This is a genomic window from Nocardioides pacificus (assembly GCF_054775955.1).
Genome location: NZ_BAAHCI010000005.1, coordinates 88314 through 108832 on the forward strand (window position 1 = coordinate 88314; position 20519 = coordinate 108832).

Genomic DNA, 20519 nt, shown 5'->3' on the forward strand with positions numbered 1-20519 from the left:
AAGCGCCAGGGCATATCGTCAGCGCATGAGCAACGAGCGGCCCGACCTGACCGCCCTCGACCTGCTCGTGAGGGTGGGCGAGCTGGGCTCCCTGGGCGCCGCCGCCCGCGCCACCGGGATGGCTCAGCCCAATGCCAGCCGGGCGCTGTCCCGCCTCGAGCGACAGCTGGGCGTCGTGATGCTGGTGCGCAGCCCGACCGGCTCCCGGCTGACCACCGAGGGCGGCGTGGTGGCGGAGTGGGCGCGCGAGGCGCTGGCGGGGGTCGACCGGGTCGTGGTCGGGTCCCGGTCGCTGGCCGAGCGCCGACGGGCCCACCTGAGCGTGGCGGCGAGCCTGACGGTGGCGGAGTACCTCGCGCCCCAGTGGCTCGCGCGCTTCCGCCGACTGAATCCGGAGCTGCGGGTCAGCCTGGACGTGCGCAACTCCGGCGGCGTGCTCGCCCTGGTGGCCGGAGGGACGGTGCCGTTGGGCTTCGTCGAGTCGCCGACGGTGCCGCGGTCCGTCGGCTCGACGACCGTGGCGCGCGACCAGCTCGTCGTCGTCGTGGGACCGGGCCACCCGTGGGCGCGCCGGCGTCGCCCGGTCGGACCCGAGGAGCTCGCGGCGAGCGACCCGGTCGTCCGGGAGTCCGGGTCGGGCACCCGGGAGACCCTCGTGCGGGCCCTCGACCGCGCCGGGGTGGAGCTCGGCCCGCTCGGCCTCGAGCTCGCCAGCACCGCCGCGGTCAAGGCAGCGGCGGCGGCCGGCGACGCTCCCGCCGTACTCAGCGAGCTGGCCGTCGTCTCCGAGCTCGCCTCGGGTCAGCTGGTGGCCGTCGCGGTCGGCGGGCTCGACCTCACGCGGGCGCTGCGGGCGGTGTGGCCCGCCGCGATGCGCCCGAGCGGGCCGGCCGCCGACCTGGTGCGCATCGCGCGGGGGTGAGTCAGCTCAGCAACGCGTCGTACGCCGCGGGGCTGGAGTCGCGCAGGAACTCCGAGCAGCGCTCCCACTCGGCGCTCTCGCCGATCGCCCGCGCCGAGAGGGCCAGCAGTGCGAGGCTGCGCAGGAAGCCGCGGTTGGGCTCGTGCTCCCACGGGACGGGACCGTGCCCCTTCCAGCCGTTGCGGCGCAGCATGTCGAGGCTGCGGTGGTAGCCGACCCGGGAGTAGGCGTAGACCGTCACGTCGTCGGCGCCGGCGTCGCGGGCCTGCTCTGCCATCGCCGCCCAGGCGATCGGCGACTCGGGGTGGCGACGGACGACCGCGGCGGGCTCGTCGTTCTGCAGCTCGACCGCTGCGGGGTCCTCGGGGAGGTGGGTGGGCGGGGGGCCTGCCATCAGGTCGGGGTGGTTCATGCGGCCCACAGTAGCCACGGCGCACCGACGCCCCAGTGGTCGGAGTAGCGTGAGGCCCCGGAGGTGGCATGAGCCAGGGGCACAGGGTCGGGATCTATCCCGTCGTCCGGCACTACCTGCTCACCGTCGCCGGCCCGGTGCGCAGCCCGCGGCACAACCTCCAGCTCGCCGGCCTGCTGGCGCTCACCGCGGGCGTGCTGAACTCCGTGGGGTTCGTCGCGGTCTCCGTCTACACCTCGCACATGACCGGCATCGTCGCCAGCCTCGCCGACAACCTCGTCATCGGCGGGGCCGGCCTCGTCGGGATCGGCGTGCTCTCCCTGGTCTGCTTCGTGGTCGGCGCGATGACCTGCGCGGTGGTCTTCAACTGGGGTCGGCGTCGCGACCTGCGCGGACGCTACGCCAACGTGCTCGTCCTCGAGGCGCTGCTCATCCTGCTCTTCGGACTGCTGGCCGAGAGCCTGTCCTGGAGCCACCGCAACCTCGTCTTCATCTCGGTGCTGTGCTTCACGATGGGCCTGCAGAACGCCATCATCACGAAGATCTCCGACGCCCAGATCCGCACCACCCACGTCACCGGCATGGTCACCGACATCGGCATCGAGCTCGGCAAGCTCGCCTACCGCCAGCGCACCCCGGGGCTGCCGCCCGTGCAGGCCGACCCCCGCAAGCTGTCCATGCTGGCAACGCTGGTGGGTCTGTTCTTCCTCGGCGGGGTGCTCGGCGCCGTGGGCTACCTCGAGTTCGGCTTCCCCGTCGTCATCCCGCTCGCTGTGCTCGTCTTCGCGAGCGCCGGCGCGCCCGTCGCCGCCGACGTGCGCCGGGCCCGCGCCGCCCCGCCCGCCCCCTTGTAACGCGGGGTTATCCGGTCCACCACAGCGAAATAGCGCTGTGGCAGTTCGGATAACCCCGCGTTACAGCCGAGCTGGCGGGCGCAGCGTACGACGGACCGCGGGCGGGCGCGGGGCGGTCGGCGCCGGGGGATCAGCCGGTCAGGCCACGCGACGTACGACGAGGTGGGCGAGGTCGTCGATCGAGCTCCCGAAGCGCGCCTCCGTCAGCGCATGCTCGCGGAGCAGCCGGGTCTTCGTGCGCTCGCGCTGGGCGCCCCAGAGGTCGGCCCACACCAGGCGCGACATGCCGAGACCGAAGCTGCGCACCCAGTCCTCGCGGCGCTTCTCCTCCCAGACGACCTGCTCGATCGGTCGGTCGGCGAGGCCGCCGACGTCGCTGCGGTGGTACTTCACCCAGCCGTCGAACTCGAAGACGTGCCGCCCCACCCGCAGGTCGCAGCGGGCCCAGCCTGTCGCGTCGCGCAGCTCGAACTGTGTCTGCACGGGCCCCAGCCCCAGCTCGTCGAGGAGGTCGCGGGTGAGCGTCTCCCCGGCGGACTCCGCGCCGGCGTCGGCCCGCTCGACGGCCGCGCGCGACGCGGTCACGCCCGGCCAGCAGCGCATCGGCTCGAGCGCGGCACGCAGCTGGCCACGGGTGACGCCCAGCCGCAAGGCCGAGTCGCACGCCACGAGGCCCGTCCGATAGCCGTGCTCGCGGCCGAGGTCGACCGCCGTACGTGCGACGTCGAGGCACGCGATCCCGTCCGGGACCATCACCTGGTCGGGCCGGTGCACCGCGCCGTGGTGCTTGATGCCGTGCTCTGTCCGCGAGCCCCGCACATCGGGCCGCGTGATGTGCACCAGGGGCCTCTCGGGGCGCAGCAGCGTCAGCCCCAGCTCCAGCGCCGCCGAGTCGTGGCTGAGCACGTGGTCGGTGACCATGCTCAGATGGGCCGCCCGCGACTCCAGGCGCCGCCGACCGACGTACTCGTCGAGGGCCTCCCAGACCGAGCGCTCGACGTACACGCCCCGACGCACGCGCACCCAGGCTGAGTCCCGACCCCGGACCAGCGCGAGCACCTGGTCGGGTGCGAGGCCGGCCTCCAGCGCCTGGCCATAGGTGATGAGACCGGAGTTGGCGCGCATCCGCGCCTGGACGAGGGGGAGCATGCTCGCCAGCCTCGCCCCGCCGTACGACGAGCGCCCGCCGCCTCGGAGGCCCTGTGGACGACGCCGTCCCGCGCCGTACCTGTGGACGATCCGTGGCCTCCCGCGCCGCCCACCCTTCACATGTAACGCGGGGTTATGCCGTCCACCCCAGCGAAATATCGCTGTGGCAGTTCGCATAACCCCGCGTTACATGTGGGTCGGGGCCGTCGCGACGACCCCGCCGCGTCAGGCGTTGAGCGACGTGCCCGCCGAGCGCAGGTTCTCGCAGGCCTCGACGATGCGGGCGGCCATGCCGTTCTCGGCGGCCTTGCCCCAGGCGCGGGGGTCGTAGGCCTTCTTGTTGCCGACCTCGCCGTCGATCTTCAGCACGCCGTCGTAGTTCTGGAACATGTGAGTCACGACGGGGCGGGTGAAGGCGTACTGCGTGTCGGTGTCGACGTTCATCTTGACGACGCCGTAGTCGACCGCCGCGCCGATCTCCTCGGGCAGCGAGCCGGAGCCGCCGTGGAAGACCAGGTCGAACGGCTTGGAGCCGGCCTCGAGGCCGAGCTCGGCGACGACGGCCTCCTGGGCGTGCTTGAGGATCTCCGGGCGCAGCTTCACGCTTCCGGGCTTGTAGGCGCCGTGCACGTTGCCGAAGGTCAGCGCGGTCATGTAGCGCCCCTTCTCGCCGATGCCGAGCGCCTTGACGGTGGCCAGCGCGTCCTCGGGGGTCGTGTAGAGCTTCTCGTTGATCTCGCCGACGACGCCGTCCTCCTCGCCGCCCACGACACCGATCTCGACCTCGAGGATGATCCGGGCGGCGGACGCCAGCGCGAGCAGCTCCTCGGCGATCTGCAGGTTCTCGTCCATCGGCACGGCCGAGCCGTCCCACATGTGCGACTGGAACAGCGGCAGCTCACCGCGCGCGACGCGCTCCTGCGAGATCGCGAGCAGCGGCCGCACGAAGCCGTCGAGCTTGTTCTTGGGGCAGTGGTCGGTGTGCAGGGCGATGTTGACGGGGTACTTCTTCGCCACCTCCTGCGCGTAGGCCGCGAACGCGACCGAGCCGGTGACCATGTCCTTGATCGACGGGCCGGAGAGGTACTCCGCACCACCGGTGGAGATCTGGATGATGCCGTCCGAGCCCGCGTCGGCGAACCCCTTCAGGGCGGCGTTGAGCGTCTGGGACGACGACACGTTGATGGCCGGGTAGGCGAAGGCGTTCGCCTTGGCCTTGTCCAGCATCTCGGCGTAGACCTCGGGGGTTGCGATGGGCATCTCAGGCTCCTAGAAATCGCTTCTCAGCACTTCGGACGTCGCGACCCACCCTAGTGGGTCCGCACCGCCGGGAAAGGGGCCGATCGGCCCACTGCTCCGGGCCGGACGACTAGCGAGAATGGCCGGCACCCCCACCGGGCTACGGTCGAGGTCATGGGCCTGCACACCAGCCGCCGCACCAGCCGCCTCGCAGTCTCTCCGGACGACGCCTGGCGGGTCGTCGCGAGCGGGGAGACCGGCGAGCAGTGGTACGTCGACGCGGCGCCGCTCGTGCTGCGTGGCGCGATCGACCGGGTCCTCGGAGGCCACGGCCGCGCCTGGCCGCCGCCCGGGCGCGCCCTGCTCGCCGTCGGGGACCGGGCGGGCTTCTGGGAGGTCACCGACATGAGCGACCGTGCAGGCGACCACACGCTCCAGCTGGTCGCCCGGGTCCGCGCACCGGGCCGGGTCACACTGACGACGCGCGTGCTCCCCCACCCCCGCGGCGGTACGACGCTGCACCAGGCGGTGCGCTTCGACCCCTCCGGACTGGTGGGCCGCGCCTACCTCGCCGCGGACATCCCGGCCCGCGAGGCGCTGCTCACGCTGGTGCACCGCCGCGTGCGCGACGCCGCACGCCGCGGCTGAGGCGCCCGGGTCGCGACGCTCACCCGCGCCAGGCGACGTCGCCCGACAGGTCGGCGTACTCCCGGATCCAGCTGTGCATCGCGATCGCCGCGGCGGCGCTGGCGTTGATCGAGCGGGTCGAGCCGAACTGCGCGATCGAGAAGGTGCCGTCGCACGCCTCCCGCGCGCCGTCGGAGAGCCCCGGCCCCTCCTGCCCGAAGAGGAAGCAGACCCGGCGCGGCACCGTCGCGGTCTCCAGGTGCAGCGAGCCCGGCAGGTTGTCGATGCCGAGCAGCTGTACGTCGCACTCGGCGAGGTAGGCGCGCAGGTCGGAAGCCGTCTCGTGGTGGCGGACGTGCTGGTAGCGGTCGGTGACCATCGCCCCGCGCCGGTTCCACCGCTTGCGACCGACGATGTGCACCTCGGCGGCCAGGAACGCGTTGGCGCTGCGGACGATCGTGCCGATGTTGAAGTCGTGCTGCCAGTTCTCGATGGCGACGTGGAAGTCGTGGCGTCGCTCGTCGAGGTCGGCGACGATCGCCTCCATCTTCCAGTAGCGGTAGCGGTCGACGACGTTGCGTCGGTCCCCGTGCGCGAGCAGCTCCGCGTCGTACTGCTCGCCCTCGGGCCAGGCGCCCGGCCACGGCCCCAGGCCCACCTCGTCGGGACCGTGCGGCATCGGGTCGTACGGCGCGCGCTGTTCCTGGTCCACGCCCAGGAGGTTAACGTCTGGGTCGGTGTGGGTACCGCCCGTTAGGCTGCTGTGGTGGACGCACTCATGACCCTTCCGATGCTGTTGGGCATGGACTGGATGGACCCCAACTGGCTGCTCGACCAATTCGGTGCCGAGCTGTTCTGGATCTCGCTGGCGATCATCTTCATCGAGTGCGGACTGTTCTTCCCGTTCCTGCCCGGCGACACCCTGCTCTTCGCGCTGGGTCTGTTCATCGCCACCGAGCGGATCGACCTGTTCCCGGGGAGCCCGCTGCTCGAGCTCGGCATCGCACTGGTGCTGCTCACGGCGGCCGCCTTCCTCGGCAACGTCAGCGGCTATGAGATCGGCCGCGCCATCGGGCCGCCGCTCTATGCCCGTGACGGGCGCTTCCTGAAGAAGAAGTACTTCGACCAGACCCAGGTCTTCTTCGACAAGCACGGCAACAAGGCCCTGGTGATCGGCCGCTTCGTGCCGTTCGTGCGCACCTTCATCACCGTCGTGGCCGGCGTGACCCGGATGGAGCGAGCCCGCTTCTTCCTGTGGAGCGCCATCGGCGCGGTGCTCTGGGTCATGTCGATCATGCTGATGGGCTACTTCCTCGGCCGCCGCTTCCCGTCGCTGGGCGAGAACATCGACAAGGCGATCATCGTCATCCTCGCCTTCTCGATCATCCCCGTGATCTGGGAGTGGTGGCGCCACCGCCGTACGGCGAGCAGGCGCGGCGACGACAACGACCACGACGGCCGCCCCGACCTCGACATCGCCGGCTTCGACGCGGGCCCCGCGCGCGAGCGCTGAGCCCCAGCTGAGCCTGCGGGCTCACGACAGTCGGGTACGCCGCCTCTGCCGGGCCCCGGCTCCGCGCGCCTAGCGTCGAGTTGACCGGTCGGACCACCGACCCCCAGCCTGGGGAGCCCCCATGTCACCTCGCCTCGTCCCGAGCCCCGCCCTCAACGCCGCCCTCACCGCAGCCCTCACCGTCTCCCTCAGCGTCGGTCTCGCACTCGCCGCCGCACCCGCCTCCGCGGACAGCCATGTCGTGCGCGACGCCGCTCGCGACGTGAGGTCGCAGGGCATCGACGACGACGTCATCCGCCGCCCGGAGCCCACCCGGACCGAGGGCGACGTCCGCTCCCTGAGGGTCACGCACGGACCCCGCAACGTCCGGCTCACGCTGCGCCTGGCGCGACTCACCCGCGTCCCGGCCGCCGGCGTGGTGCACGTCTTCGCGCTGCGCACCGATGAGGGCCGCCGCGCCGACCTGGGCATCTACGTGGCGAAGAGGGACTGGCAGGGTGAGCGGATGTGGTCGGTCGAGGACCGTGACCGCGCCTGCCGGGGTCTGCGCACCCGGGTCGACTACCGCGCCGACACGGTGCGGGCGGTCGTCCCGCGCCGCTGCCTGTCGAACCCCGCGTGGATCCGGGTCGGCGGCGGCCACGGCATGCTCGACGGCGAGCGGCTCTATGCCGACGACGTGAGCCGGAAGGGCAGGGTCGGCGAGGACGTGGTCGTCGAAGGCCCTCGCATCCGACGCGGGTGAGCAGCGCTCAGAGGTCGAGCTGGTCCTTGCCGACGGCGAAGCGGTAGTCCAGCCCCTCTGCCTCGACGTTCTCCTTGGCGCCCGTGTCGCGGTCGACGATGACGGCGACGCCGACCACGGTCGCTCCCGCCTCGCGCAGCGCGGCGACCGCCTCCAGCGCGGAGCCACCGGTGGTGGAGGTGTCGTCGACGGCGAGCACCCGGCGCCCCGCCACGGACGGTCCCTCGATGAGCTTCTGCAGACCGTGCACCTTCTGGGACTTGCGGATCACGAAGCAGTCGAGCTCGCGGCCCGCCTCGGCGGCCTGGTGCATCATCGCGGTGGCGACCGGGTCGGCGCCCAGCGTGAGGCCGCCGACGGCGTCGAAGTCCCAGTCCGCGGTGAGCTCGAGCATCACCCGGCCGATGGCCGGCGCGGCCTGCGCGTCGAGGGTGATCCGGCGCATGTCGACGTAGTAGTCGGCGTCCTTGCCCGAGGACAGGGTGACCCTGCCCCGCACGATCGCCTTGGTGTTGATCTGGTCGAGCAGGACGTCGCGGTCGGTCATGACCGCGAGCCTAGTGGGTCCCGGCGGCAGCCCTCAGGACAGGCTAGCGGCGCTGCTCGTCGACGAGGTGCCCGAACGCGATCAGCCGGTCGTCGGTGTGGAAGAGCTCGGCACAGGTGGTCAGCGTGATCAGCCGCTGGCCCTTGCGCTGGCGCGGTTGCACCTCGCCCTCATCAGGGTTGCGCGGCAGCGGGTCGACCACCCAGGTCTCGGTGAACGGCACGTTGAGGTCCTCACCGCCCGAGTCGAGCTCATAGGTGAAGACGGCCTCGCGCGTCTCGACGATCACCTTGTCGCCGGCCCGCAGCCGCGGCATGTCGGCGAAGGGCTCGCCGTGCGTCACCCGGTGTCCGGCGAGCGCATAGTTGCCCACCGCGCCCGCGCTCGCCGTACCCTCGAAATGACCGATGCCGGCCGCCAGCACCTTGTCGGAGGTGCCCTCGAGCACGGGCACGGCCCACTTCCTGCCGAAGCGCGGGATCCGGATGATCGCGGTCGCCTTGCCGTCCCCGACCTCGGCGAACCGCTCGCCGGCGTCCCAGTCCTGCTCCAGGGTCTCGACGATGTCGGCGTGCTTGCGCTCGGAGACCCAGTTGGTGCCATACATCTGCCACCCGACGTAGCCCAGCGCCCCCAGTCCAGCGACGATCAAGGCGACCCCGACGAGGAGAGCCCAGCGGGCGCCGCGGGTGCGAGGAGGCTTCGACATGGGCTTGATTGTGCCTGGAGGTTCCCGAGACGCTCGCTAGCCTCGGGGGATGCGCACCGAGGCGAAGCGACTGAAGGGCATCCCGCCGACCGTCTTCTCCGAGATGTCGGCGCTGGCGCTCCGCACCGGGGCGGTCAACCTGGGCCAGGGGTTCCCCGACGTCGACGGCCCGCCTGCGGTGATCGAGCGGGCGGTGCGGGCGCTGCGCGAGGGCGCCAACCAGTACGCCCCCGGCATCGGCATCCCCGCCCTGCGCGAGGCGATCGCCCGGCACCAGCAGCGCCACTACGGTCTCGAGCTCGATCCCGACCGCGAGGTGGTCGTGACGACCGGGGCGACCGAGGGCATCGCCGCCGCCCTGCTGGGCCTGGTCGACCCGGGCGACGAGGTGGTGGTGCTCGAGCCCTACTACGACTCCTACCTCGCGATGATCCAGATGGCCGGCGGCGTACGGCGCCCGGTCACCCTCCGCGCGCCCGACTTCCGCCTCGACCCGGCGGCGCTGGAGGCTGCGGTCACCGACCGCACCCGGCTGATCCTGCTCAACACGCCGCACAACCCGACCGGGACGGTGCTCACCCGCGCGGAGCTGCAGGCCGTCGCCGACGTCGCGATCCGCCACGACCTGGTCGTGGTGACCGACGAGGTCTACGAGCACCTGACCTTCGACGGCCACGCGCACGTCCCGCTGGCGACCCTCCCGGGGATGTTCGAGCGCACGGTGACGCTGTCCAGCGCGGGGAAGTCGTACTCCTTCACCGGCTGGAAGGTCGGCTGGGCGACCGGTCCCGCCGCGCTCGTGGGCGCCGTACTCGGGGCCAAGCAGTGGCTGACCTTCACCTCCGGCTCGCCCCTGCAGCCCGCCGTCGCGCTCGCCCTGGACGAGGAGCCGGACTTCCCGACCCGGCTCGCCGCGGACCTGAGCGCGCGCCGCGACCTGCTGTGCGCCGGTCTCGTCGACGCCGGCCTGACCCCGCGCGTGCCCGAGGGCACCTACTTCGCCACCACCGATGTGCGCCACCTCGGCTGGGAGGACGGCCGCGCCTTCTGCCTGGCCCTGCCCAAGCGCGCCGGCGTGGTGGCGATCCCGGTCCAGGGCTTCTACGACGACGTCGACGAGGGCCGTCACCTGGTCCGCTGGGCCTTCTGCAAGGAGCCGGCCCTCATCGCAGAGGGCGTGCGCCGCCTGGCAGCAGCCCCCCTCCCCCGCTGACCCGGCGCCAACTTCGCGCGACCCAGCCGGAGTTTCTGACGGGTCAGCGGCGGGGGGCGAACCAGGCGCGTACGTCGCGGCGCAGGAGCGCCTGCAGCGTCCCCGCCGCGGCGATCACCGGCAGCAGGAGCAGCGGGCTGCTGAGAGCGCCGAGCAGGCAGAAGCCGGCCGTGCCGGCCGCGGAGATGATCAGCATGATCCGGGCCCAGCCGAGTCCGCGCATCGCGAGGACGGCCAGCACGATCGCGGCGAGCGCCCAGATCACCAGCACACCGCCCATGAAGTAGGTCGTGTTGATGATCAGCTGCTCGGTGACGCCCTGCTGCTCGAAGATCTCCGGGTTGGTGCGCCGCACCTCGTCGAGGACCAGGTCGGGGTCGCCCGCGAGGATGGCCATGCTCGCCACGGTGATCAGCAGCGCCAGGCCCGAGAAGACCCAGGTCAGCAGCGCCGCGACCAGGACCGCACGCGGTCGCGGGCCACGCTCGGCGTACTGAGCCGGAGCAAACTGCCCGGGCTGCTGGGCCCAGCCCTGAGGGTCGTACTGCTGCTGCGGGTAGGGCTGACCGTAAGACTGCTGGCCATAGGGCTGCTGGCCGTAGGGCTGCTGGGGCTGCTGGCCGTACGGCTGCTCGGGGTACGCCGCGGGCTGGCCCCAGGGCTGCTGCGCCTGAGCGGGTGGCTGCTCGGGCTGCACCGGCTGCTGGGGCTCGCCAGGCGCACTCCCGAATCCCGGGAACGGTCGCGGCTCCTGCTCGACACCCGCGGTGGGCGGCGTACCCCAGGGAGCGACCGTGCGCACGTCGGGGGCGTCGGGGCCACCGACCGGCGGCACGTCCTCGCGCTCGACGGGCCGGGGGGTCTGCGGTCGAGGCGTGTCTGGCCGAGGCGCGACCGGACGCGGCTCCCGACCGGCGAACCAGTCCCTGGCCGGCTGCAGCCACAGCGACAGCGTGGCGGCCACGACCACCGAGGAGAGGAGTCCTCCGGTGGCCGCCCCGCTGACGAGGAGCACCGGCGCCACCACCGACAGGCCGATCCGAGCGCCCTGGTTGCGCTGCAGCGCGAAGTACCCCAGGATCGCCGCCGCGGCCGCACAGGCCCCGGAGACGAGCATCGTCGTGTGCAGCAGGTCGAGTGCGGACTCGACCCCGATGTCGAAGGCGTTCCCGGGCGGAGTGTCGAGGAATTCGGCGACCGCCTCCCGCGACTCCAGGGAGCGGAGGTCGGCGATCGCCTGGAAGACGGTCATCAGCAGGAAGACCGAGGCCATGACCACGGCCCACCCGGCGACGGTGACCTGTCGGGGACGGGGCAGGGGTTTGGCGTCACTCACCTCGTCATTCCATCACGCAGCACCCAATCGACCCCCAACCGCTCAGTCCCCGGCTGCTCAGACTCTGGCGCTCAGACTCTGGCGCTCAGACTCTGGGCTTCTCCGTGCTCACCACCGGCCGCAGCTCCAGCTCGCGCCCGTCGGCGGCGAGACCGACGTCGACGGAGCCGCCGTCGGCGATCTGCCCCCCGATCAGCATCCGAGCCAGCGGGTCGCCGATCGCCGTCTGGATCAGCCGGCGCAGCGGGCGCGCGCCGTACGCCGGGTCGTAGCCGGTGTCGGCCAGCCAGGTCCGGGCGTCGTCGCTCACCGCGATCGTGATCCGGCGCACCGCGAGCCGCTTCTCCAGCAGCGCCAGCTGCAGGTCGACGATGTGGGTCAGCTCGTCCTTGGTCAGCGCGTCGAACATCACCACCTCGTCGAGGCGGTTGAGGAACTCCGGCTTGAACGATGAGCGCACGACCGCCATCACCGAGGCGTGCTTGGCCTCGACGTCCATCAGCGGGTCGACGAGGAACTGCGAGCCGAGGTTGCTGGTCAGGATCAGCAGCGTGTTGCGGAAGTCGACCGTGCGCCCCTGGCCGTCGGTCAGCCGGCCGTCGTCGAGCACCTGGAGCAGGATGTCGAAGACCTCGGGGTGCGCCTTCTCCACCTCGTCGAGGAGTACGACGGAGTAGGGCCGACGCCGCACCGCCTCGGTGAGCTGGCCACCCTCGTCGTAGCCCACGTAGCCGGGCGGGGCACCGACGAGCCGCGAGACCGTGTGCTTCTCGGAGTACTCGCTCATGTCGATGCGGACGATCGCCCGCTCGTCGTCGAAGAGGAAGTCGGCCAGGGCCTTGGCCAGCTCGGTCTTGCCGGTGCCGGTGGGGCCGAGGAAGAGGAACGACCCGGTCGGCCGGTTGGGGTCGGAGATGCCGGCCCGCGCGCGTCGTACGGCGTCACTCACGGCGTTGACGGCCGCCTTCTGGCCGATCAGCCGCTCGCCGATCACCTGCTCCATCTCGAGCAGCTTGGCGGTCTCGCCCTGCAGCATCCGGCCGGTGGGGATCCCGGTCCAGGCCTCGACGACCTCGGCGACCTGCTCGGCGCCGACCTCCTCGCCGACGAGCGGCTCGGCGGTCTCGACCTTCAGGGCCGAGTCGGCCGCGGCGAGCTTCCTCTCCAGCTCGGGGATCCGGCCGTAATTGATCTCGCTGGCAGCGGCGAGGTTGCCGTCGCGCAGCAGCCGGTCGGCCTCGACACGGAGCTGGTCGAGCTGGCGGCGCAGCTCGCCCTCGCCCTCGAGCGACGACTTCTCCAGCTCCCAGCGCTGCTCGAGCGCGCGCAGCTCCTCCTCGTTGTCGGCCAGGTCGGCGATCAGCTTCTCGAGGCGCTCGCGCGAGGCGTCGTCGCTCTCCTTCTCGAGGGCGAAGCGCTCCATCTTGAGCCGGTCGACGTGGCGGCGCAGCTGGTCGATCTCCTCGGGCGAGGACTCGATCTCCATCCGCAGCCGCGAGGCGGCCTCGTCGATGAGGTCGATGGCCTTGTCGGGCAGCTGGCGCCCGGAGATGTAGCGGTCCGACAGCGTGGCGGCGGCGACCAGGGCGGCGTCGGTGATCCGGACGCCGTGGTGCGCCTCGTACTTCTCCTGGATGCCGCGCAGGATCTGGATCGTGTCCTCGACGCTCGGCTCGCCGACGAAGACCTGCTGGAAGCGGCGCTCCAGGGCCGGGTCCTTCTCGATCCGCTCGCGGTACTCGTCGAGGGTGGTCGCGCCGATCATGTGGAGCTCGCCACGCGCGAGCATCGGCTTGAGCATGTTGCCGGCGTCCATCGCGCCCTCGCCGCTGGCACCCGCGCCGACGACCGTGTGCAGCTCGTCGATGAACGTGATGACCTGGCCGCCGGCCTCCTTGATCTCCTCGAGCACGGCCTTGAGCCGCTCCTCGAACTCGCCGCGATACTTCGCGCCCGCCACCATCGCGGCCAGGTCCAGGCTCAGCACCCGGCGACCCTTGAGGGAGTCGGGCACGTCACCGGCGACCACGCGCTGGGCGAGACCCTCGACGACGGCGGTCTTGCCGACGCCCGGCTCACCGATCAGCACGGGGTTGTTCTTCGTGCGTCGGCTCAGCACCTGCACGACGCGGCGGATCTCGGCGTCGCGGCCGATGACCGGGTCGAGGCGCCCCTCCTCCGCGGCCTGGGTGAGGTCGACGGAGTACTTCTCCAGCGCCTCGTAGGTCGACTCGGCGTCCTGGCTGGTGACCCGCCGGTTGCCGCGTACGGCGGTCAGCCCCTCGCGCAGTCCCGCCTCGGTGAGGCCGGCGTCGACGAGGACCTTCTGCGCCGAGCTCTCCACGCCCGCGAGGGCGATCAGCAGGTGCTCGGTGGCGACGTAGTCGTCCTTCATGCTCGCTGCGAGGTCGATCGCCGAGGCGAGCACGCGGGTCAGCGCAGCGGAGGCCGCGGGCTGCTGGACCGTCGCGCCGGTGGCCTTGGGGAGGGCGTCGCGCATGGCCGCGGCGTTGCGCACCAGGGTCGGGGCGTCGGCTCCCGCCTTGGTCACCATGTTGGCCGGTGTGCCGCCCTCCTGGAGCAGCAGCGCGACGAGGAGGTGGATGGGCTCGGTGGTGGTGTTGCCGGCCGTGGTCGCCGAGACCTGGGCGGCCTCGATCGCCTCGCGGCTGCGGGTGGTGAACTTGTCGGCTCCGAACTGGCTCATCTCGCCTCTCCTGCTGCTCGAAAAACGGCTTCTGTGGAACGTGCCTGACCGGCCTGCGCCGAACGGGTGCGTCAGTCAGGGAACATCAGCAAAGTTGAGTCTATTCCACTCAACTCTGAAACGCGCAGAACTCGTTGCCCTCCGGGTCGGCGAGCACGGTCCAGCCGATCTCGTCGTCCTGGGCGCGCAGCACCCGCGCCGCCTGCCAGTCCTGGGAGCCCGCGGTCAGCGCGGCGAGGTCGGCCGTGTCGACGTCGAGGTGGATCCGGTTCTTGACGGCCTTGGGCTCCGGCACCGACACGAAGACCAGCGACTCGAACGGCGCCCCGGGGATGTCCTCGACCCAGGCCCAGCCGTGCTCGGCGTCGTGCCCCTGCGAGGCCCCGAGCAGAGTGGCCCACCAACGGGCCTGAGCCACGGGGTCGACCGAGTCGACGACGATCTCGTAGAGGCGCTCGGTCGGCACCTCCTCGCGCTCGAACACGCACAGCTCGCCCCCCTCGGGATCGGCAAGCACCTTCCACCGAAAGCTCTCCAGGTCGAGCGCAGTCGCCCCCAGCGCCAGCACGTCGTCGACACTGCGGGCGTGCACGTCGAGGTGCACCCGCTGCTTGACGCTCACCGGCTCGGGGACGGCGTTGACCCAGATCGTGTGCCGTGGGGTGGGGCCGGTGAGCAGCACCATGCCGTCCTTGCGTCGTTCACGCTCGCGCCCCAGCGCACCGGCCCAGAAGTCGCCGAGCGCCACCGGATCGACGGCGTCGATGCACAGGTCCTTGAACGTCGCGAGAGCCATGCCCGCCAACCTAGTCATCACGTCCAGGACCAGCCGGCGAGGCGCGCACGCCTCAGCTCCTGCGCCGCCAGAGCACGACTTCCTGGCTGGGGCGTGCGCCCCGCAGCACGGGGAGCTTGTTCGTCGGCTGCCCCTGCGTCGTACGACGAGCGACGAGGGCCGCACGCAGCGCCTCGCGCGTCCCCTCCAGCTCGGCGAGCAGCTCCTCGTTGCGCAGCTGGAGCGCGACGACCTGGTTCTCCAGGTCGAGGATGCGTCGGACGCCCTCGATGCCGATGCCGGACGCGGTGAGGTCGGCGATCTCGCGCAGCAGCTCGATGTCGCGCTGCGAGTAGCGACGACCTCCGCCGCCGGTGCGCCCAGGGGTGATCAGCCCGAGGCGCTCGTAGGTCCGCAGCGTCTGGGGATGCAGGCCGGTCAGCTCCGCGGCCACGCTGATCACGTAGACGGCGGCGTCCGCGCCCAGCCCCGGACGGAAGCCGCCTGCGCCCTCCCGTGACTGCCGCCCGGCCATCTCAGACCCCCTCGAAGAGCCCCGTACGCAAGGGCTTCCCGACTGTCGCGGCACGATAGGCCTCGACCGCCTCCCGGGCGGCCGGGTCGAGCGTCGCCGGCACGTGCACCTCGATGGTGGCCAGCAGGTCGCCCTTGGTGCCGTCGGGCTTGGGGGCGCCCTTGCCGCGGACGCGGAACGTGCGCCCGTTGGGGGTGCCCGGGGGCAGCCGCAGCGTCACCGGGCTGCCACTGAGCGTCGGGATCTTGATCTCCGCGCCCAGCGCCGCCTCGTCGAAGGAGACCGGCACGTCGAGCGTGAGGTTGTCGTCCTTGCGCCCGAAGACGCGGTGCGGGGAGACCTTGACGGTGACGAAGAGGTCGCCGGCGGTGCCGCCGTTCTCGCCGCCGCCGCCCTTGCCGCGCAGCCGGATCCGCTGGCCGTCCTTGACGCCGGCGGGGATGCGGGCCTGAATCGTCCGGGCGGAGCGACCGCGGCCGCTGCCCTGGCACGTCGGGCACGGGTCGTCGTACACCAGCTGGCGGCCACCGCACGACGGGCAGGTCTCGTTCATCGTGAAGGCGCCGCCTGCCATCGCCGCGACGTAGCCGGCGCCCTCGCACTCGGGACAGACGTGGGGCCGGGTGCCGGGCTTGCCACCGGTGCCGTTGCAGTCGGGGCAGGGGGCGTCGCTGGCCAACCGCAACGAGATCGTGACGCCCTCGAGGGCGTCGGTGAAGCTGATCGTCGCGGTGCTCTCGAGGTCCGGGCCCTTCTGCGGGCGCGGTCGGGTCTGGCGCGCCCGGCCGCCTCCGAAGAGGTCGCCGAACATGTCGCCGAAGCCGCCTCCCGCGCCGCCGGCGCCACCGGGGGCGCCGGCGCGGTCGCGGAGCAGGTCGTTGATGTCGAACCCACCGGTGGTGGTGCCGCCGGTGCGACCGCCGAAGCCACCGGGGAATCCGCCGAAGCCACCCACGACGACGCGCCGCAGCTCGTCGTACTGCTTGCGCTTCTCGGGGTCGCCGACGACGTCGTAGGCCTCGGCGACCGCCTTGAAGCGGTCGTGCTTGGCAGTGTCGCCGGGGTTGGAGTCGGGGTGGTGCGCGCGCGCCAGCTTGCGGTACGCCTTCTTGATCTCGTCGGCGGTGGCGTCCTTGGACACCCCGAGCTCCTTGTAGAAGTCCTTCTTCACCCAGTCCGCATTGGTCACGCGCGCACCTCCTCTCCGTGTGTGGTTTCTACTCGCCCGCGGACGAGTCTGCCGCAGGCGCCGTGGGTGCAGCCGGGTCGACGACCAGCACCTGGGCGGCGCGGACGACCCGGTCCCCGATCCGGTAGCCGGCCTTCGCGACCACCTTGCAGGTGGTCACCTCGACTCCCGCGTCCTCGCCCAGGTGGGAGAGGGCCTCGTGGATCGTCGGGTCGAAGGGGTCGCCGGGAGCGCCGTACTTGATCAGGCCGACACCCGTGACGACCCGCTCGAGCTGGTCGGCGACGGCCTTGAAGCCGCCCTCGACCTCACCGTGCTCGCGGGCCCGGTCGATGGTGTCGAGGACCTCGGTGATTGGCGCTAGCGCGGTGTACGTCGCGTTCTCGCGGATCAGGTCCCGGTCCCGGTCGACGCGCCGCTTGTAGTTGAGGAACTCGGCCTGCAGGCGCTGCAGGTCGGAGGTCAGCTCGACCACGTCGCGACGGGCCCGGCCGAGATCGTCCTCCAGCTCCTCCTCGAGCAGCTCCTCTGCCGCCTCGGGCGAGAGATCGGCCGGGTCCGGGGCAACACCCTCCGGGGAGGGAGCCGCGGCGTCGCGCGGCTCCCCCTCCGGTGTGCGGTCGTCCTGGGAGGACTGGCCCTCGGGGGACTGGCCCTCGGGGGAAGGGGTCACTTGGACTCACCCTCGGGGGTGTCCTCGTCGATGATCTCGGCGTCGACGACGTCGTCCTCGGCCTCGCCCGAGCCGGTGGCCGCACCGCCGGCAGCGGCCTGGTCGGCCTCCGCGGCGGCGTACATCGCGGCGCCCATCTTCTGGCTCGACTCGTTGAGCTTGGTGATGCCGGCCTGCAGGTCCTCGGAGCTCGACTCGGCGTTCTCCAGGGTGGCCTTGAGGGCGTCGAGGTCGGCCTGGACCTCGGTCTTGACGTCCTCGGGCAGCTTCTCGTCGTTCTCGGTGAGGAACTTCTCGGTCGAGTAGACGAGGCTGTCGGCCTGGTTGCGGACCTCGACGGTCTCGCGACGCTTGGCGTCCTCCTCGGCGTACTGCTCGGCCTCGCGGACCATCCGGTCGATCTCGTCCTTGCCGAGGGCGGAGCCGCCGGAGATCGTCATCGACTGCTCCTTGCCCGAGCCCTGGTCCTTCGCCGAGACGTGCACGATGCCGTTGGCGTCGATGTCGAAGGTGACCTCGATCTTCGGGATGCCGCGGGGGGCCGGCGGCAGACCGGTGAGCTCGAAGTTGCCGAGGGGCTGGTTCTGCGCCCACATCTGGCGCTCGCCCTGGGCGACCTTGATCTCGACCGACGGCTGGTTGTCGTCGGCGGTCGTGAAGATCTCGCTGCGCTTGGTCGGGATCGTGGTGTTGCGCTCGATCAGCGTGGTCATCACGCCGCCCTTGGTCTCGATGCCGAGCGAGAGCGGGGTGACGTCGAGGAGCAGCACGTCCTTGACCTCGCCCTTGAGGACGCCGGCCTGGAGCGCGGCGCCGACGGCGACGACCTCGTCGGGGTTGACGCCCTTGTTGGGCTCCTTGCCACCGAGCAGGTCCTTGACGACCTCGCTGACGGCGGGCATCCGGGTGGAGCCACCGACGAGGACCACGTGGTCGATCTTGTCGACGGCCACGCCGCCGTCCTTGAGCACCTGCTGGAAGGGCTTCTTGGTGCGCTCGAGCAGGTCCGCGGTGAGCTTCTGGAACTCGCTGCGCGTCATCTTCTCCTCGAAGTGCAGCGGGCCGGACTCACCGTGGGTGATGTAGGGCAGGTGGATCGTGGTCTCGCTCGAGGACGAGAGCTCGATCTTCGCCTTCTCCGCGGCCTCCTGGAGGCGCTGCTTGGCGATCTTGTCGGCCGCGAGGTCGACGCCGTTGTTGTCCTTGAACTTCTTGACCATCCACTCGACGACGCGGGAGTCCCAGTCGTCACCACCGAGGTGGTTGTCACCGGAGGTCGCCTTGACCTCGACGACGCCCTCGCCGATCTCGAGCAGGGACACGTCGAACGTGCCGCCACCGAGGTCGAAGACGAGGATCGTCTGGTCGTCGCCCTTGTCGAGGCCGTAGGCCAGCGCCGCGGCGGTGGGCTCGTTGACGATGCGGCTCACGTTGAGGCCCGCGATCTCACCGGCCTCCTTGGTGGCCTGGCGCTGCGCGTCGGAGAAGTAGGCCGGCACGGTGATGACCGCGTCGGTCACCGGCTCGCCGAGGTAGGCCTCGGCGTCGCGCTTGAGCTTCTGCAGCACGAACGCGCTGATCTGCTGGGGGGTGAAGGACTTGTCGTCGACCTGGGTCTTCCAGTCGGTGCCCATGTGGCGCTTGACCGAGCGGATCGTCCGGTCGACGTTGGTGACGGCCTGCCGCTTGGCGACCTCGCCGACGAGGACCTCGCCGGACTTGGCGAAGGCGACGACCGACGGGGTGGTGCGGGCGCCTTCCGCGTTTGCGATGACGGTGGGTTCGCCACCCTCGAGGATTGCGACGACCGAGTTGGTCGTCCCGAGGTCAATGCCGACCGCGCGTGCCATGGGGATACCTCCGGTTGCTTCTGGGCTGGTGTGCCCGCGTTCCGTGTCAGTGCTCTTGTCAGTCTTGGGGCCCGATCGCTCGGGGCGTGCTGTCTATGGTGCGTCGCCGAAGCGAGTCTCGCAAATAACTTGAGTGCGATCAACTCAACTTCGTTCACAGGGACTAACGCAAGGGGCGGGGTGGATGTTCCCGTCTTCCGAGGGATTTCGAGATCCTCCGGCCGGGGTGCCTTCGGTGGCGGTCGGTGGCGGCGGCGGGTTGCCGTTTGGTCCCCAACGGCGACGAAAACAGTCTCAGGCATGCAGTCTCTGCCCAATCGGCGATGCCTCATCCCTCTCCTGGCGGTACGACGTGATCGGTCCCCGCCCCTGGTACGTCGCGACCCGGCGCCTTGCTCGTCGTACTGCGCCGAGGGGGCGCCGATTGGTCAGAGACTGCACGTCTATGCCCGAAATCACTGCCGTTGGGGACCAAACGGCGGCCCACACCACGCCCGCCGAGCGATGCGACCTACCCCACAGTGCGCACCCATTCCGGAATAGGTCGCAGGCAGGGTTGTTGGGCCCCGCATGAGCGTTCCCGTCATCACCCTTCATGACCAGACGACCATCCCCCAGCTCGGCTTCGGGGTCTACCAGGTCCCGCCCGAGGAGACCGCGGCCACCGTCGCCTCGGCGTTCGAGATCGGCTACCGCCACATCGACACCGCGCAGATGTACGGCAACGAGCAGGGCGTGGGCCAGGCGATCGCCGCGTCCGGCATCTCCCGCGACGAGCTCTACGTGACCAGCAAGCTGCACAACCACGTGCACCGCCCCGACGACGCGCGCCGCGCCTTCGACGCCACCCTCGAGGCGCTCGGCCTCGACCGGATCGACCTGTTCCTGATCCACTGGCCGCTGCCGACCAAGTACGACGGCGACTTCGTGTCCACCTGGCGCACGCTGGCCGAGTTCGTCGCCGACGGCCGCGCCACGTCGGTCGGCGTCTCGAACTTCCAGCCCGCCCACCTCGACCGGATCGTCGAGGAGACCGGCGTCGTGCCGGTGGTCAACCAGATCGAGGTCCACCCCTACTTCGCCAACGATGAGGCCCGCGCCGCCTCGATCCGTCACGGCGTCGAGGTCGAGGCCTGGTCCCCCATCGCCCAGGGCAAGGTCCTCGGCGACCCGGTGATCAACGAGATCGCCGGCCGCGTCGGCAAGACGCCCGCCCAGGTGACGCTGCGCTGGCACATCGAGCGCGGCGACATCGTCTTCCCCAAGTCGATGTCCCCCGAGCGGATGCGCGAGAACTTCGAAATCTTCGACTTCACGCTCACCGCCGACGACGTCGCCGCCATCAGCGCCCTCGACCAGGGCGAGGCCGGCCGCCAGGGCCCCAACCCGGACACGTTCGACTGGGTGCCCGCCTGAGCGACTGAGCGCCTGTCGGTTTCCCCGGTCGACCGGGGAAACCTGATGTTGTCGGGCGAAGTTTCGCCTGACAAGTTCAGCGATCCCCGGTCGACCGGGGAAACCGAC

Annotated in this window: 20 protein-coding genes; 7 read left to right on the top strand and 13 right to left on the bottom strand. The window is 71.3% G+C overall.

What is annotated here, in order from left to right; all coding sequences use genetic code 11:
* Positions 1–25: 25 nt before the first annotated feature.
* Positions 26–922 carry a LysR family transcriptional regulator gene (locus tag ACYU7L_RS02975; protein ID WP_460793711.1) on the top strand — a complete coding sequence of 299 codons (897 nt, stop codon included), beginning with the start codon at positions 26–28 and terminating at the stop codon, positions 920–922.
* Between the two features lies 1 nt (position 923).
* Here ACYU7L_RS02975 and ACYU7L_RS02980 read toward each other — a convergent pair whose 3' ends face one another.
* Positions 924–1334 (bottom strand): DUF3151 domain-containing protein, encoded by a 411-nt coding sequence (locus ACYU7L_RS02980; protein ID WP_460793712.1) that lies wholly within the window; start codon positions 1332–1334, stop codon positions 924–926.
* Between the two features lie 68 nt (positions 1335–1402).
* Here ACYU7L_RS02980 and ACYU7L_RS02985 point away from each other — a divergent pair, with 68 nt between their 5' ends.
* Complete coding sequence (locus tag ACYU7L_RS02985) at positions 1403–2188, top strand: YoaK family protein (protein ID WP_460793713.1); 786 nt, start codon at positions 1403–1405, stop codon at positions 2186–2188.
* A gap of 138 nt (positions 2189–2326) precedes the next feature.
* On the opposite strand, the gene ACYU7L_RS02990 is transcribed toward ACYU7L_RS02985, so the two are convergent.
* Both ACYU7L_RS02990 and fbaA read right to left on the bottom strand, forming a co-directional pair.
* Positions 2327–3337: a hypothetical protein gene (locus tag ACYU7L_RS02990; protein ID WP_460793714.1), complete on the bottom strand. Its 1011-nt coding sequence runs from the start codon at positions 3335–3337 to the stop codon at positions 2327–2329.
* A gap of 225 nt (positions 3338–3562) precedes the next feature.
* On the bottom strand, positions 3563–4597 hold the full coding sequence (gene fbaA, locus ACYU7L_RS02995; RefSeq protein ID WP_460793715.1) for a class II fructose-bisphosphate aldolase: 1035 nt from the start codon (positions 4595–4597) through the stop codon (positions 3563–3565).
* 153 nt (positions 4598–4750) lie between these two features.
* On the opposite strand from fbaA, the gene ACYU7L_RS03000 reads away from it, so the two are divergent.
* Positions 4751–5224, top strand: coding sequence for a DUF2867 domain-containing protein (locus ACYU7L_RS03000; protein ID WP_460793716.1), 474 nt, complete (start codon positions 4751–4753; stop codon positions 5222–5224).
* Positions 5225–5243: 19 nt separating this feature from the next.
* Here the strand turns inward: ACYU7L_RS03000 and ACYU7L_RS03005 are convergent, their stop codons facing one another.
* Positions 5244–5882, bottom strand: coding sequence for a TrmH family RNA methyltransferase (locus tag ACYU7L_RS03005; RefSeq protein ID WP_460796557.1), 639 nt, complete (start codon positions 5880–5882; stop codon positions 5244–5246).
* A gap of 87 nt (positions 5883–5969) precedes the next feature.
* Here ACYU7L_RS03005 and ACYU7L_RS03010 point away from each other — a divergent pair, with 87 nt between their 5' ends.
* Positions 5970–6716 (top strand): DedA family protein, encoded by a 747-nt coding sequence (locus ACYU7L_RS03010; RefSeq protein WP_460793717.1) that lies wholly within the window; start codon positions 5970–5972, stop codon positions 6714–6716.
* A gap of 121 nt (positions 6717–6837) precedes the next feature.
* Positions 6838–7461 carry a hypothetical protein gene (locus ACYU7L_RS03015; protein ID WP_460793718.1) on the top strand — a complete coding sequence of 208 codons (624 nt, stop codon included), beginning with the start codon at positions 6838–6840 and terminating at the stop codon, positions 7459–7461.
* A gap of 7 nt (positions 7462–7468) precedes the next feature.
* Here the strand turns inward: ACYU7L_RS03015 and pyrE are convergent, their stop codons facing one another.
* A complete protein-coding gene (gene pyrE, locus ACYU7L_RS03020) occupies positions 7469–8008 on the bottom strand; it encodes an orotate phosphoribosyltransferase (RefSeq protein ID WP_460793719.1) in 540 nt (179 codons plus the stop codon).
* A gap of 43 nt (positions 8009–8051) precedes the next feature.
* Positions 8052–8717 carry a class E sortase gene (locus ACYU7L_RS03025; RefSeq protein WP_460793720.1) on the bottom strand — a complete coding sequence of 222 codons (666 nt, stop codon included), beginning with the start codon at positions 8715–8717 and terminating at the stop codon, positions 8052–8054.
* Positions 8718–8766: 49 nt separating this feature from the next.
* Between ACYU7L_RS03025 and ACYU7L_RS03030 the strand changes: the two genes are divergently transcribed.
* Entirely contained in the window at positions 8767–9930 is a 1164-nt protein-coding gene (locus ACYU7L_RS03030; protein WP_460793721.1) for a pyridoxal phosphate-dependent aminotransferase, read from the top strand.
* A 43-nt stretch (positions 9931–9973) separates the two neighbouring features.
* Here ACYU7L_RS03030 and ACYU7L_RS03035 read toward each other — a convergent pair whose 3' ends face one another.
* From ACYU7L_RS03035 to dnaK, 7 genes are all read right to left on the bottom strand, one after another.
* Positions 9974–11266 carry a hypothetical protein gene (locus ACYU7L_RS03035; protein WP_460793723.1) on the bottom strand — a complete coding sequence of 431 codons (1293 nt, stop codon included), beginning with the start codon at positions 11264–11266 and terminating at the stop codon, positions 9974–9976.
* A gap of 85 nt (positions 11267–11351) precedes the next feature.
* Positions 11352–13973: an ATP-dependent chaperone ClpB gene (gene clpB, locus ACYU7L_RS03040; RefSeq protein WP_460793724.1), complete on the bottom strand. Its 2622-nt coding sequence runs from the start codon at positions 13971–13973 to the stop codon at positions 11352–11354.
* 109 nt (positions 13974–14082) lie between these two features.
* Positions 14083–14769, bottom strand: coding sequence for a VOC family protein (locus ACYU7L_RS03045; protein ID WP_460793725.1), 687 nt, complete (start codon positions 14767–14769; stop codon positions 14083–14085).
* Between the two features lie 52 nt (positions 14770–14821).
* Positions 14822–15283, bottom strand: coding sequence for a heat shock protein transcriptional repressor HspR (locus ACYU7L_RS03050; RefSeq protein ID WP_460793726.1), 462 nt, complete (start codon positions 15281–15283; stop codon positions 14822–14824).
* 1 nt (position 15284) lies between these two features.
* Positions 15285–16472 carry a molecular chaperone DnaJ gene (dnaJ, locus tag ACYU7L_RS03055; protein WP_460793728.1) on the bottom strand — a complete coding sequence of 396 codons (1188 nt, stop codon included), beginning with the start codon at positions 16470–16472 and terminating at the stop codon, positions 15285–15287.
* 28 nt (positions 16473–16500) lie between these two features.
* Entirely contained in the window at positions 16501–17145 is a 645-nt protein-coding gene (grpE, locus tag ACYU7L_RS03060) for a nucleotide exchange factor GrpE (protein WP_460793729.1), read from the bottom strand.
* Positions 17142–18995 carry a molecular chaperone DnaK gene (gene dnaK / locus ACYU7L_RS03065; protein ID WP_460793730.1) on the bottom strand — a complete coding sequence of 618 codons (1854 nt, stop codon included), beginning with the start codon at positions 18993–18995 and terminating at the stop codon, positions 17142–17144. The genes grpE and dnaK overlap by 4 nt, the downstream gene beginning before the upstream one ends.
* A gap of 570 nt (positions 18996–19565) precedes the next feature.
* Between dnaK and ACYU7L_RS03070 the strand changes: the two genes are divergently transcribed.
* Positions 19566–20411: an aldo/keto reductase gene (locus ACYU7L_RS03070; RefSeq protein ID WP_460793731.1), complete on the top strand. Its 846-nt coding sequence runs from the start codon at positions 19566–19568 to the stop codon at positions 20409–20411.
* The last annotated feature ends 108 nt before the right edge of the window (positions 20412–20519 follow it).

Excerpts from the sequence above, each read along its gene's own strand:
- ACYU7L_RS02975 (WP_460793711.1), top strand. The coding sequence starts at position 26 with ATGAGCAACGAGCGGCCCGACCTGACCGCCCTCGACCTGCTCGTGAGG.
- ACYU7L_RS02980 (WP_460793712.1), bottom strand. The coding sequence starts at position 1,334 with ATGAACCACCCCGACCTGATGGCAGGCCCCCCGCCCACCCACCTCCCC.
- ACYU7L_RS02985 (WP_460793713.1), top strand. The coding sequence starts at position 1,403 with ATGAGCCAGGGGCACAGGGTCGGGATCTATCCCGTCGTCCGGCACTAC.
- ACYU7L_RS02990 (WP_460793714.1), bottom strand. The coding sequence starts at position 3,337 with ATGCTCCCCCTCGTCCAGGCGCGGATGCGCGCCAACTCCGGTCTCATC.
- fbaA (WP_460793715.1), bottom strand. The coding sequence starts at position 4,597 with ATGCCCATCGCAACCCCCGAGGTCTACGCCGAGATGCTGGACAAGGCC.
- ACYU7L_RS03000 (WP_460793716.1), top strand. The coding sequence starts at position 4,751 with ATGGGCCTGCACACCAGCCGCCGCACCAGCCGCCTCGCAGTCTCTCCG.
- ACYU7L_RS03005 (WP_460796557.1), bottom strand. The coding sequence starts at position 5,882 with ATGCCGCACGGTCCCGACGAGGTGGGCCTGGGGCCGTGGCCGGGCGCC.
- ACYU7L_RS03015 (WP_460793718.1), top strand. The coding sequence starts at position 6,838 with ATGTCACCTCGCCTCGTCCCGAGCCCCGCCCTCAACGCCGCCCTCACC.
- pyrE (WP_460793719.1), bottom strand. The coding sequence starts at position 8,008 with ATGACCGACCGCGACGTCCTGCTCGACCAGATCAACACCAAGGCGATC.
- ACYU7L_RS03025 (WP_460793720.1), bottom strand. The coding sequence starts at position 8,717 with ATGTCGAAGCCTCCTCGCACCCGCGGCGCCCGCTGGGCTCTCCTCGTC.
- ACYU7L_RS03030 (WP_460793721.1), top strand. The coding sequence starts at position 8,767 with ATGCGCACCGAGGCGAAGCGACTGAAGGGCATCCCGCCGACCGTCTTC.
- clpB (WP_460793724.1), bottom strand. The coding sequence starts at position 13,973 with ATGAGCCAGTTCGGAGCCGACAAGTTCACCACCCGCAGCCGCGAGGCG.
- ACYU7L_RS03045 (WP_460793725.1), bottom strand. The coding sequence starts at position 14,769 with ATGGCTCTCGCGACGTTCAAGGACCTGTGCATCGACGCCGTCGATCCG.
- ACYU7L_RS03050 (WP_460793726.1), bottom strand. The coding sequence starts at position 15,283 with ATGGCCGGGCGGCAGTCACGGGAGGGCGCAGGCGGCTTCCGTCCGGGG.
- dnaK (WP_460793730.1), bottom strand. The coding sequence starts at position 18,995 with ATGGCACGCGCGGTCGGCATTGACCTCGGGACGACCAACTCGGTCGTC.
- ACYU7L_RS03070 (WP_460793731.1), top strand. The coding sequence starts at position 19,566 with ATGAGCGTTCCCGTCATCACCCTTCATGACCAGACGACCATCCCCCAG.